Source organism: Kitasatospora sp. NPDC057198 (genome assembly GCF_042670125.1).
Lineage (GTDB): Bacteria > Actinomycetota > Actinomycetes > Streptomycetales > Streptomycetaceae > Kitasatospora.
Genome location: NZ_JBHUWH010000232.1, coordinates 1 through 11,878, shown reverse-complemented (window position 1 = coordinate 11,878; position 11,878 = coordinate 1). Strand labels below are relative to the sequence as shown.

The 11,878-nt window shown below is 74.5% G+C and carries 9 protein-coding genes; 5 read left to right on the top strand and 4 right to left on the bottom strand.

Features of this window, described 5'->3' with window-relative positions; translation table 11 throughout:
• Positions 1-18 precede the first annotated feature (18 nt).
• Positions 19-294: a hypothetical protein gene (locus ACFUEL_RS24035; protein WP_380238815.1), complete on the bottom strand. Its 276-nt coding sequence runs from the start codon at positions 292-294 to the stop codon at positions 19-21.
• Between the two features lie 819 nt (positions 295-1,113).
• Here ACFUEL_RS24035 and ACFUEL_RS24030 point away from each other — a divergent pair.
• The 3 genes from ACFUEL_RS24030 (at position 1,114) to ACFUEL_RS24020 (ending at position 4,976) form a co-directional block, all read left to right on the top strand.
• Complete coding sequence (locus ACFUEL_RS24030) at positions 1,114-3,294, top strand: CDP-glycerol glycerophosphotransferase family protein (RefSeq protein ID WP_380238814.1); 2,181 nt, start codon at positions 1,114-1,116, stop codon at positions 3,292-3,294.
• A 230-nt stretch (positions 3,295-3,524) separates the two neighbouring features.
• Entirely contained in the window at positions 3,525-4,196 is a 672-nt protein-coding gene (locus ACFUEL_RS24025) for a lysophospholipid acyltransferase family protein (protein ID WP_380238813.1), read from the top strand.
• A gap of 117 nt (positions 4,197-4,313) precedes the next feature.
• On the top strand, positions 4,314-4,976 hold the full coding sequence (locus tag ACFUEL_RS24020) for an NADPH-dependent F420 reductase (RefSeq protein WP_380238812.1): 663 nt from the start codon (positions 4,314-4,316) through the stop codon (positions 4,974-4,976).
• A 24-nt stretch (positions 4,977-5,000) separates the two neighbouring features.
• Here the strand turns inward: ACFUEL_RS24020 and ACFUEL_RS24015 are convergent, their stop codons facing one another.
• Positions 5,001-6,509 carry an SMI1/KNR4 family protein gene (locus tag ACFUEL_RS24015; RefSeq protein ID WP_380238811.1) on the bottom strand — a complete coding sequence of 503 codons (1,509 nt, stop codon included), beginning with the start codon at positions 6,507-6,509 and terminating at the stop codon, positions 5,001-5,003.
• A 108-nt stretch (positions 6,510-6,617) separates the two neighbouring features.
• Positions 6,618-7,703 carry a nuclear transport factor 2 family protein gene (locus ACFUEL_RS24010; RefSeq protein WP_380238810.1) on the bottom strand — a complete coding sequence of 362 codons (1,086 nt, stop codon included), beginning with the start codon at positions 7,701-7,703 and terminating at the stop codon, positions 6,618-6,620.
• A gap of 132 nt (positions 7,704-7,835) precedes the next feature.
• Between ACFUEL_RS24010 and sigJ the strand changes: the two genes are divergently transcribed.
• Positions 7,836-8,729 (top strand): RNA polymerase sigma factor SigJ, encoded by an 894-nt coding sequence (gene sigJ / locus ACFUEL_RS24005; RefSeq protein ID WP_380238809.1) that lies wholly within the window; start codon positions 7,836-7,838, stop codon positions 8,727-8,729.
• Between the two features lie 8 nt (positions 8,730-8,737).
• Here sigJ and ACFUEL_RS24000 read toward each other — a convergent pair whose 3' ends face one another.
• The gene (locus ACFUEL_RS24000; RefSeq protein WP_380238808.1) at positions 8,738-10,540 is read right to left on the bottom strand and encodes an ABC transporter ATP-binding protein; all 1,803 of its coding nucleotides are present in this window, start codon (positions 10,538-10,540) and stop codon (positions 8,738-8,740) included.
• A gap of 139 nt (positions 10,541-10,679) precedes the next feature.
• Here ACFUEL_RS24000 and ACFUEL_RS23995 point away from each other — a divergent pair, with 139 nt between their 5' ends.
• Entirely contained in the window at positions 10,680-11,876 is a 1,197-nt protein-coding gene (locus tag ACFUEL_RS23995; RefSeq protein ID WP_380238807.1) for a thymidylate synthase, read from the top strand.
• Positions 11,877-11,878 lie beyond the last annotated feature (2 nt).

Below are 11,878 nucleotides of genomic sequence, written 5' to 3'. Positions count from 1 at the left end.
GGACGCACCCGCCCGGCGTCAGCCCCGACTGCCGAAGAGGCTCCGCTTGAGGCGGCGCAGCGGGGCCATCAGGGAGACCCGGGCGCTGCGGCGCGGCGAGGCGGCCGGTGCGGGGGCACTGGGCCCGCGCGGCGTCAGTTCCCTTATCAGGCCGAGCGCTTCTGCCGTGTCCACCACCGGGAGCGCGGGCGCGCCGAGGATCGCCAGGTGTCGGTCGATCCGGCGGCCGGTCGTGCCGACACCGCACTGGATCGCGGGCACCCGGGGCCGCGGCCGCACTTGCATCTGTTCCATCTGTTTCCCACCCCTACGAGGCGCCAGGGCCGTGAGGCGAAGATTATCCGGCTACGACGGCCTTCACACAACCGTCCTGGTGTTCTGCCACCGTACCGTGCGCGGGGAACTGACGCTTCACCAGGGGCCGGTGGTGCCGGTCACGACTAGGCATCGGTTGATGGTGCACCATCCAAGCACCGACCGGGTGTTGGGCTCTGCGGCGGCCGGGTGCACCAACGGGGCGCGCCAGGGGTCGGCGGGTGCGCCGGGGGGTCGCGGACGCGCCGGGCGCGCGAACGGACGCGCGAACGGAACGGGCCCGTCATCTTGAGTTCAGAAATTGAACACATACGAGGGATTGACGTGGCCGAAACCTCCAAGCAATATCTACAGCGACACGGGATAGCGGGGAACACCCACCCATCCCCGGTCGGGTGATTTCGAAGATGAACGAATCACCCGACCATCCCGTTACGCTTCCGACACCACAGTGAGTCACTGTCCGGCCGTCTCGACGCTGCGGCGGCCCGACTCCGACGTGGTGGACGGACCGGCGGTCGATCGTTGAGGGTCGGTCGGACCGCCAACCGGGCTGCCGGTGCCGCCGCTGGTACGGCGCGGCACCGGCGGTCGCGTTTCCCCGCCGTCCGCGACACCCCGGTCACCCCGACCACCTGCGCCCGGGGTGCCGCGGCCCGGCCGGCCCGCCGCCGGCTCCCCGCCGTCCGCTCCCCCGCCGTCCGTTCCCAGGGAGCGTCCAGGCCCGCTCGGTAGAGTGTCCGTACCGGGCGCCCGGCCGGCCGCCACCCTCTCAATCCCTTCGCGGAGTGAACGCACGTGCCACCCCTGCTCAGCATCGTCCTGCCCGTTCACGGCGTGGAACGCTTCCTGCCGCAGTGCCTGGACTCGCTCCGGTCGGACGGGGCGGCCCCCGGCGAGGTGGAGCTGATCGCGGTGGACGACCGCTCCCCCGACAACTGCGGCGCCCTGCTGGACGCGCACGCCGCCGGCGACCCGCGGATGCGGGTGCTGCACCTGGCCGACAACCGGGGGCTCGGCGGCGCCCGCACCGCCGGCCTGGCCGAGGCCACCGGCACCTACGTCTGGTTCGTCGACAGCGACGACTGGCTGCCCGAGGGCAGCATCGACGCCGTACTGGCCGAGCTGCGCGCCGAGACGGCCCGCGAGGTGCCCGCCGACGTGCTGATCACCGACTTCGTCCACGTCTACCCCGACGGCGGCCGGGAGCCGAACCCGTGGCGCAAGGTGCTGGCCGGCTCCCCGCTGGTGTCCGGCTGCACCGCCGCCGAGCACCCGGCGCTGTTCAACGCCGTCCTGGCGGTGTGGAACAAGGTGATGCGCCGCGCGTACCTGCTCGGCCTGGACGTGCGCTTCGGCGGCGGCCACTACGAGGACATCTCGGTCACCTACCCGCTGCTGCTGGCCGCCGACCGGCTGCTCTACCTGGACCGGCCCTGCTACAACTACCGGCGCGGCCGCCCCGGCGCGATCACCGCCACCGCCTCCGCCAAGCACGCCGACGCCTTCGCCCAGTACGACGCGATCTTCGCCTTCCTGGACCGGAACGAGCGCGCGGACGCCCTGCGCACCCTGGTCTTCGACCGCACCGTCAAGCAGGCGCTCACCGTCTACGACAGCCCCGGGCTCGTCCCGGTCGGGCTGCGCCCGGAGTTCTTCGCCCGGATCACCGGCCACTTCGCCAAGCACCGCCCGGACGGCTACCGGTACCCGTCCGGCGTGCGCGGCGTCCAGTACCGGCTGGCCGCCCGCGGCTCCCGGCGCGCCTACGCCGAGCTGCGCCGCGGCGGCCGGCTGCCCGGCGCGGTCAAGCGCGGCGCCCGGTCGGTGGCGCCCGGGGTGAAGAAGGCCGTCCGCAGCGGGGCCAGGCTCACCGCGTACAACGCCTTCAAGCGGATGCCGATCGACAAGGACCTCGCGGTGTACGCGGCGTACTGGCACCGCGGCTACGCCTGCAACCCGGCGGCGATCTACGCCAAGGCGAAGGAGCTGGCCCCGCAGGTGCGCGGGGTGTGGGTGGTGGAGAACGCCGAGCGGGCCGCCACGCTGCCCGCCGGGGTGCCGTACGTGATCGTCAACACGCCCGCGTACCTGAAGGCGATGGCCACCGCCAAGTACTTCGTCAACAACGTCAACTTCCCGCACACCATGACCAAGCGCACCGGCACCGTGCACGTGCAGACCCAGCACGGCACCCCGCTGAAGGCGATGGGGATGGACCTGGTGGACCGGCCGGTCGCCGCGGACGGGATGGACTTCGAGCGGCTGCGCGAAGTGGTCGGCCGCTGGGACTACCTGGTCTCGCCGAACCCGCACACCAGCAAGCACTTCGCGCGGGCCTTCCCCGGCACCTACCAGATCCTCGACACCGGCTACCCGCGCAACGACCGCCTGGTGCTGGCCACCCCCGAGCAGTGCGTGGACGCCCGCCGGGCGCTGGGCATCGCCGACGGGCAGCGCACCGTGCTGTACGCGCCGACCCACCGCGAGTCGCGCGGCGGCTACCTGCCGCTGCTGGACCTGCCCGAGCTGGCCGGGCGGCTCGGCCCCGGCTGGACGGTGCTGGTGCGCACCCACTACTTCCACGAGGGCGGCGCGGGCGACCTGACCGCCGCCCCGGGCGCGGCGACCCTGCTGGACGTCTCCGACCACCCCGTCGTCGAGGACCTCTACCTGGCCGCGGACACCCTGGTCACCGACTACTCCTCGATGATGTTCGACTACGCGGTGCTGGACCGCCCGATCGCCGTGTACGCCCCCGACTGGGAGGAGTACCAGGAGGTCCGCGGCGTGTACTTCGACCTGATGAAGGAGCCGCCCGGCGCGGTCACCACCGAGCAGGACGCCCTCACCGAGGCGCTGCTCGCGGGCGACCCGGAGCCGGAGGCCCGGCGGCGCTTCCGGGAGCGGTTCTGCCCCTGGGACGACGGCCGGGCCGCCGAGCGGGTGGTCAGCCGGATCTTCCCGCTCCGGGCCTGAGCGCCGTCCCACTCCTCGAGACACGACCCGTCCACCGGGCGGGCGTGACAAGGATCGCAGCGCCGCCCCGGCGGCGGATGTGGACGAACCGCGGGGTCCATGTCGTAGTCTGCGGTCCGTTGCCCAGTGGTCCGGCCCGGTCCGGGCCGCGCGCCCCGCCCCCGCGGCGGGGCCCGGACGGGGATGTCCCCCGGCCGGACCCGTTCATCCGGCCAGGGAGGGCCAACACCGTGATCGACCTCGTCACCAAGCTCGTGCTCAAGCCGCTCGCGAAGGCCCTGTACCGGCCGACGATCGAGGGCCTGGAGAACGTGCCGCGCAAGGGCGGGGTGATCCTGGCGAGCAACCACCTGTCGTTCGTGGACAGCGTGGTCATCCCGCTGGCCGCGCCGCGCCAGGTGTTCTTCCTCGCCAAGGCCGAGTACTTCACCGGCAGCGGCCTCAAGGGCGCGGTCTCCCGGTTCTTCTTCACCCACGTGATCAACGCCGTCCCGGTGGAGCGCGGCAGCGTCCGGGCCGCCACCGCCTCGCTGGACGAGGGCCTGGAGATCCTGAACTCCGGCCGGGCCTTCGGCATCTACCCCGAGGGCACCCGCTCGCTGGACGGCCGGCTGTACCGCGGCAAGACCGGCGTGGCCTGGCTGGCGCTGACCGCCGGCGTCCCGGTGGTGCCGGTCGCCCTGGAGGGCCCGCAGCACATCCTGCCGGTCGGCAAGCGGATCCCCCGGCTGCGGAAGATCAGCGTGAAGTTCGGCGAGCCGCTGCACTTCGACGAGCTGCACGGCCAGGCCCGCTCGGCCAAGGCCCGCCGCCAGGTCACCGACGAGGTGATGGCCGCGATCCAGGCGCTCTCCGGCCAGGAGCCCGCCGAGCAGTACAACGAGTCGCCCAAGGCCGCCTGACGCCCCGTCGGGGACTTCCGCCCGCCCGGGAACAACCGGGCGGGCGTTCCTGTTCGGCATCCTCGTGGGGGCCCCCTCCCCGGCGCCCGCGAACCGGACCCGAACGGAGCTCTTCCCATGAAGATCGGCATCATCGGCGCGGGCAACATCGGCGGCAACCTGACCCGCCGCCTCACCTCCCTCGGCCACCGGGTCTCGGTGGCCAACTCGCGCGGCCCCGAGACGCTGGCCGACCTGGCCGCCGAGACCGGCGCGACGGCCGTGGCGGCCGCCGAGGCCGCGCGGGGCGCGGAGCTGGTCGTGGTGACCGTCCCGCTGAAGAACGTCCCCGACCTGCCGGAGGACCTGCTCGCGGGCGCGGCCGAGGGCTTCGTCCTGGTCGACACCAACAACTACTACCCGCAGCAGCGGGACGGCCGGATCGACGCCATCGAGGACGGCGGCCTGACCGAGAGCCGCTGGGTCGAGCAGCAGCTCGGCCACCCCGTGGTCAAGGCGTTCAACGGCACCTACGCCCAGGACATCCTGGACGCCCCCCGCCCCGCGGGGGACCCCGAGCGGATCGCCCTCCCGGTCGCGGGCGACGACCCGGCCGCCAAGCAGCTGGTGCGCGAGCTGATCGACGCCCTGGGCTTCGACACCGTCGACTCCGGCGGCATCGACGACTCCTGGCGCCAGCAGCCCGACACCCCCGTCTACGGCCTGCGGGCGGGCACCGAGGCCGTCACGAAGGCCCTGGCCGAGGCGTCCCCGGAGCGCCCGGCGAACTTCCGCGGCTGACCCGCCCGTCGCCTCCCCGGCGGCCTACCGGCTGCCGGAGAGGCGGACGGCGGCGGAGGTGTCGGTGCCCAGGGCGGCCAGCAGGTCGAGGGCCTCGGCGAGCGAGGCGCCCCCGGCCAGGCGCGCGGCGGCCAGGCCGGCGGGGAGGCGGCCCGCGGCGGCCAGGGCGCCCCACTGCGGGCCGGTGAGGGCGAGGTAGCGCAGGCCGGGCAGCCCGGCGAGCGGCGCCAGGTCCGCGGCGGGGCAGCCGGACAGGTCGAGGGCGCGCAGCGCGGGCAGGGTGCGCAGCGCGGCGAGGTCGACCGGGTGGTCGGCGCGGACGGCGAGCGAGGCGAGGTGCGGGTGGCCGGCGAGCGGGGCCGGGTCGGCGCCCGCGGTGAGGCCGACCTGGAGGTCCTCCACCGGGAGTGCCGCCAGCGGCGTCAGGTCGGCGGTGGCGCACCCGTTGAGGTGCAGGCGGCGCAGGCGGGTGGCGGCGAGCGGGGTGAGGTCGACCGGTGACCGGGCGTCGTTGAGGTGGACGGCCTGGGTCCGCGGCGTGAGCCCCTCGTCCAGGGTGGAGGCGACCAGTTGCTGCCTTTCGTCGTCCGGCGGTTCGGCGTCCGGCAGTTCCAGCAGTTGGCCGAGCCAGGCGGTGACGGAGGGGGCGAGCAGGCCGGGGCCGTCCTCGAAGGTGGCGCCGATCTCGATCACCTGACCGTGGTGGCCGCCGGCGGCCGGGGCGAGGTCGACGGCGATGTAGTCGCCGTCGTAGGTGGTGGCGATCGGGATCCAGCCGGGGTGCGCGGTGCGGCGGCGGACGGTGTGCGCGGGCTGGGCGTCGAAGACGACCCTGTCCCACTGGTACCGCCAGTCGAAGTGCCCCGGCTCCGGTGTGCTGTCGGGGGCGTCGGCACGCCGGCCGATCGGCAGCCAGGCGTAGCCGCCGAGAACCTCCCGGCCGCCGTCGCCGTCGGCTTCCCGGTAGAGCGCCCGCAGGTCGGCGGGCAGGGCGCGGCCGAGGCGCCCTTCGACGGCGGCGAGCCGCTCCTCGGTGACGGGCGGGCGCAGTTCGGCGGCCTCGCCGCGCTCCTCGGCGTCCTGCCGCAGCAGGGCGTGCAGCCGTTCGACGGCCAGGGCGGGGTCGGCGGACGGGTGCGGAACGGCCGGGTGGTCGGCCCCGGTGCCGCCGGGTTCGGCGGGCCGGTGGTCGGGGTCGAGGACGAGCGTCCAGTTGCTCTGGGGGTTGAGGTCGTGGAGGGGTCCCTGCGGGAAGGCCACCAGGTCGAAGGCGCCGGAGGGGCGGCAGGTCAGTTCGAGGACCGTGGCCGGCCAGCCGTGGCTCGCTCCGAAGACCGCTCCCAGCCGGGCGAGGTCCGGCAGGTGCACGAGGAGGCGGTCCGGGCGGCCCGGCACCGCGTACTCGCCGGAGAGGGCGTGGCCGCCGGTCGCACCGGCGTACCCGGCCAGCACGCAGTGCGTCCAGCCCTCCGGCGCCCCGGCGGCGACCTCCGCCGCGATCTGCCGTGCCACCTGCTCCGCCGTCAGGCCCATGGCCCGCCCTTCCCGTCCGCGTCGTGTCGTGTCGTGTCGTGTCGTGTCGGCCGATCATGGCAGCAGGTGGTGACGAGGCCGCGGGGAGGGTCGGCGGTTCGGCCCGGGTCAGTAGCCGACGGCCTCCCGCAGCAGCAGGACGGTGCCGCGGGCGAGGCGGGGCGGGGCGTTCAGGACCAGGAGCTGGTTGACGGCGGCGGGGGCGCCGTACGCCCGGCGGCTGCGGGCGTCCTCCAGCGGGAGGACGTGTTCGTGGACGCGGCGCAGGGCGGCGGGCAGGTCGGGGACGAGCTTCTGGGCGCCGACCACCCAGACGGCGTGGCCCGCACCGCCGCCGTGGGCGGGCAGCTGGCTGCCGGAGGCGGAGGCGAGGACGAGGGCGCCGGTCTCGACGAGGGCGTTGGCGCTGCCGAGGACGAGGTCGGGGGCGGCGAGCAGGCGGCGCAGCTCGTCGGCCTCGCGTTCCCGGTCCATGGCGAGCAGCCGGGGCTTGAGCGCGCCGGGGCGGGCGTCGGCGTCCTCCTCGATGCCGGTCAGCCGGAGCGTCTCGCTGGCGGTGGTGAGCACGCTCGCGCCGTCCGGGAGGAGGTCGAGGAGGGCGCGGACCCGGGCCCGGGCGGCCGCGGCGCCGTCCAGGACCTCGACGGCGAAGCCGTGCGCGGCGAGGGCGGCGGCGGCCCGCTGGAGCCGGTCCTCGGTGGCGGGGGCGGCGGGGTCGGTGGCGGCGGGGGCAGGGCGGGTGGTTTCGGGGCGGGTGGTGCCGGGGGCGGTGCCGCCGAGCGGGCTGGTGTCCAGGTAGCGGATCTCGTAGACCCGTTCGGTGAACCGCCAGCCGTCCGGGGTGCGCCGGTAGCGGTCGTGGTAGACGGCGTGGTTGACGCCCTGGCGGCCGTCGCGCAGCCGGAACAGCTCGTACATGTGGGCCCGTCCGGTGGCGGTGTCGCCGTCGATCCGGACGGTGCCGGGGTGGGTGTTCTGCACGAAGAACTCCCACTGCTCCTGGAGCTTCTCGCCGCCGACCCGGATCTCCTCGGGGCCGGTCAGTTCGATCGGGACGTCGGGCATCCGCAGCACCCCGTCCGCGGTGAACAGGGCGGCGAGCCGGGGGCGGTCGCGCATCGTCACCGCGTCGGTGAACTCGGCCTGCAGGGCCTGGATCTCGATCCGGTCGGCGACCGGCTGGAAGTCGTCCATCGTGCTCTCTCCGTCCGTCGGTGTGCTCCTGCCGGTACGACGAAACGGCGGCCCGGAGTGTGAGGCGGGGGCCGGATGTCACATTCCGGGGCGCTGTCCGGTCTCAGGGGGAACGGACCGAGGAGGAGCGACGTGGAAGAGACCGTGGCGGGGCGGCGGGACGAGGCGCTGCGCGTGGTGGCGGCGGAGCGGCGGCGGCTGACCAACCTGGCGTACCGGCTGCTGGGTTCGCTGGCCGACGCCGAGGACGTGGTGCAGGAGACCTACGCCCGCTGGTACGCGCTGCCGGAGCGGCGGCGGGCCGAGGTGGCGGCGCCGGGCGGCTGGCTGACCACGGTCGCCGGGCGGATCTGCCTGGACCTGCTGGGTTCGGCCCGGGTGCGCCGGGAGCGGTACGTGGGCGCGTGGCTGCCGGAGCCGGTGCCGGGGGACGGCGCGGACGGGGACCCGGCGGACCGGATCACCCTGGACGAGTCGGTGCACATGGCGTTCCTGGTGGTGCTGGAGTCGATGACCCCGGCGGAGCGGGTCGCCTTCGTGCTGCACGACGTGTTCGGCTACCCGTTCCCGGAGGTCGCGGTGGTGGTGGGCCGCTCGGCGGCGGCCTGCCGCCAGTTGGCCGCCTCGGGGCGCCGCCGGGTGCGCGGGGCCCGCCCGCCGGCCGCTCCGGCGGGTGAGCGGGCCGCGCTGGTGCGGGAGTTCGGGCGGGCCTGGGAGGCGCGGGACGTCCGGGCGCTGGTCGGGCTGCTGGATCCGGACGCGACGGTGGTGGCCGACGGCGGCGGGCTGGTCCAGGCCCTGCCGGAGCCGCTGTCGGGCGGCGGCCGGATCGCGGCGGCGGTGGCCGCCTTCGCGGACGCGCAGCCCGGCCTCGAGCTGTGCGAGCAGCCGGTGAACGGGCAGGAGGGGCTGGTCGCGCGGGTGGACGGGGTCGTCGTGGGCGTGCTCGCGTTCCGCGCCGCCGGGGGCCGGATCACCGACGTCTGGGTGGTGCGCAACCCGGAGAAGCTGGGGCCCTGGCGCTGATCCCCCGCTCAGGCGGTGGGCGCGGGGAGCGCCTCGCGGTCGACCAGGGCGGCGTAGCGGCCGCCGCGGGCGAGCAGTTCGTCGTGGGTGCCGAGTTCGGCGATCTCGCCGCGGTCGAGGACGGCGATCCGGTCGGCGTCGCGGACGGTGGAGAGCCGGTGCGCGATGGTGAGGGTGGTGCGGCCCGCGGCGAGGGCGTCCAGGGCCTGCTGGACGGCGTGCTCGGTCCGGTTGTCCAGGGCGCTGGTGGCCTCGTCCAGGACCAGGATGGGCGGGTTGCGCAGCACGGTGCGGGCGATCGCCAGGCGCTGCTTCTCGCCGCCGGAGAAGCGGTAGCCGCGTTCGCCGACCACGGTGTCGTAGCCGTCCGGGAGGGCGGCGATCATGTCGTGGACCTGGGCGGCCTTCGCGGCCGCGACGAGTTCGGCGTCGGTGGCGTCGGGCTTGGCGAAGCGCAGGTTGTCGGCGACCGAGGCGTGGAACAGGTAGGTCTCCTGGGAGACCACGCCGACGGCGCGGGCCAGCGTCTCGAAGGACAGCTCGCGCACGTCCACCCCGTCGATCAGGACCCGGCCGCCGGTGGCGTCGTACAGCCGGGGCACCAGGTAGGACAGCGTGGACTTGCCGGAGCCGGTCTCGCCGACCACCGCGAGCGAGCCGCCGGCCGGGACGGCCAGGTCGATGCCGGTCAGGGTGGGGCGGTCCTGGTCGGGGCGGTAGTGGAACTCGACGCCCTCGAACCGGACGTCGCCGCGGATCCGTTCCAGGTGGACGGGGTGCTCGGGCTCGTCGATCTCCACCGGCAGGTCGAGGTACTCGAAGATGCGCTGGAACAGGGCGAGCGAGGTCTGCACCTCCACGCCGGTGGACAGCAGGCTCACGGTGGGCCGGAACAGGCCCTGCTGGAGCGAGACGAACGCGACCAGGGTGCCGAGCGAGACGATCGGCGCCCCGGCGGCGGAGGCCAGCCCGGCCGCCCAGTAGATCAGCGCGGGCATCGCGGCCATCACGATCCCGATGGTGGACATCCGCCACCGCCCGGCCATGCTGGAGCGCACCTCGAGGGCGGCCAGGTCGTCCGAGCGCTCGGCGAACTCGCGGGTCAGCGAGCCGGAGCGGCCCATGGTGCGGCCGAGCAGGATGCCGCTGACCGACAGCGACTCCTGGACGGCGGAGGAGAGTTCGGCGAGCCGGCGCTGCCGTTCGCCGGTGATCCTCTTGCGCTCGCGGCCGACCCGGCGGCTGATCCAGACGAACACCGGGAGCAGCAGCAGCGAGACGATCGTCAGCCGCCAGTCGAGCGCGGCCATCGCGACCACGCTGGCGACCACCGCGGTCAGGTTGGAGACCAGCGAGGTGGCGGTGCCGGTGACGGTGGCCTGCATGCCGCCGATGTCGTTGGCGATCCTGGACTGGACCTCGCCGGTGCGGGTGCGGGTGAAGAACGCCAGCGACATCCGCTGCAGGTGCCGGTAGACGGAGGTGCGCAGGTCGTGCATGACGCGCTGGCCGACGGTGGTGGAGATCAGCGTCTGGAGGACGTTGAGCACGCTGGTGACCACGGCGGCGGCGATCATCCCGAGCGCGAGCAGGCTGAGCAGCCCGGTGCGCCCCTGCGGTATCGCGGTGTCGAGCACCGCGCGCAGCAGGAACGGCGTGACCACCGAGACCACGGCGGAGGCCGCGACCAGCAGCCCCACCACGCCCAGCCGGCCGGCGTACGGCCGGAACAGCCCGAGGATCCGCCGCACCTGGGCGGGCTGCTTCCGCTCCCCCTCGGGCGGGGTCCAGTCGATCCGGTTCAACCGCACGGGAACCTCCTGGGGGTCGGTGGGGTGAGGACGGGCCGAGTTTAACGAGCCTTGCTCATCATTAGCAAACCTAAAATTCTCGGCATTCCCGGCGCGCCGCTCCCGCGCGCACCCCGCCCGCGGCTCGTAGCCTGGGGCCATGGCGCACGCCACACCCGGCGGCGGGCCGGACGACCACCTCCGGGAGGACGGCGCCGAGGCCGTTCCCCTCCCCGGCTGGGCCCAGGCGCTCGGCTGGTCCGGCGTCGCCGGGCTGATCTACCTGCTGGTCTGCGCGGTGGGCATCATCAGCAGCGGCTTCGCGGGGCTGGGCGGCGAGGCGGCGCACACCCTGTTCGCGTTCGCCGCGAACCCGTGGGTCGGACTCAGCGTCGGCGTGCTGGGGACGGTGCTGATCCAGTCCTCGACCACGACGACGGCCATCGCCGTCACCGCCGTCGGGTCGGGCGCGCTGCCGATCCGGGGCGCGGTCCCGATCATCCTGGGCGCGAACGTCGGCACCACCGTGACCACCAGCCTGGTCGCGCTGACCTTCATCGGGAACCGCACCGAGTTCCGCCGGGCGCTGGGCGCCTCGACCGTCCACGACTTCTACAACTGGCTGGCGCTGCTGGTCTTCTTCCCGCTCGAACTGCTCTGGCACCCGCTGGAGCGGCTCAGCGGGGAGCTGACCGACGCGCTGTACGGCACCGACTGGCTGCCGAACCCGGCCCACTTCAACGTCGTCCGGGCCGCCACCCGGCCGGTGGAGCGGGCGGTGGTCGGCGCGAGCGCGCACCTGGACGAGACCCTCGGGCCGCTGGCGGTGATCGGGATCGGCGCCGTGCTGATCCTGGTCGCCGTCCGCTACCTGGGCCGGCTGCTCAAGCTGCTGATGGTCGGCCGGGCCCGGGACGCGCTGGTCGCCGCCGTCGGCCGCAACCGCTACCTCGCGATGGCCTCGGGCATGGGCGTCACCGTCGTCACCCAGTCCTCGACCATCACCACCTCGGTGCTGGTGCCGTTCGCCGGGGCGGGCGTGCTGACCCCGGCGCAGGTGTACCCGGTCGTCGTCGGCTCCAACCTGGGCACCACGTTCACCGTGGTCTTCGCGGCGTTCGCCGGCGTCGGGCCGGACGCGCGGATCGGCCTCCAGGCGGCCTTCGTGCACCTGCTCTACAACCTGTTCGCCATCCTGGCGATCTACGTGCTGCCGTTCCTGCGCCCCGTCCCGCTGTGGTGCGCCGAGAACCTGGCCCGGGTCGCCTCCGCGCACCGCTGGGTGCTCGCCCTCTACCTGGGCAGCGTCTTCGTCGCGCTGCCCGCGCTGGTGATCGTGCTGGTGGGCGTGGTCTGACC

Coding starts and splice junctions, on each gene's coding strand:
- ACFUEL_RS24035 (WP_380238815.1), bottom strand. CDS start 294: ATGGAACAGATGCAAGTGCGGCCGCGGCCCCGGGTGCCCGCGATCCAG.
- ACFUEL_RS24020 (WP_380238812.1), top strand. CDS start 4,314: ATGAAGATCGGCATCATCGGCGCGGGCAACATCGGCGGCAACCTGACC.
- ACFUEL_RS24015 (WP_380238811.1), bottom strand. CDS start 6,509: ATGGGCCTGACGGCGGAGCAGGTGGCACGGCAGATCGCGGCGGAGGTC.
- ACFUEL_RS24010 (WP_380238810.1), bottom strand. CDS start 7,703: ATGGACGACTTCCAGCCGGTCGCCGACCGGATCGAGATCCAGGCCCTG.
- ACFUEL_RS23995 (WP_380238807.1), top strand. CDS start 10,680: ATGGCGCACGCCACACCCGGCGGCGGGCCGGACGACCACCTCCGGGAG.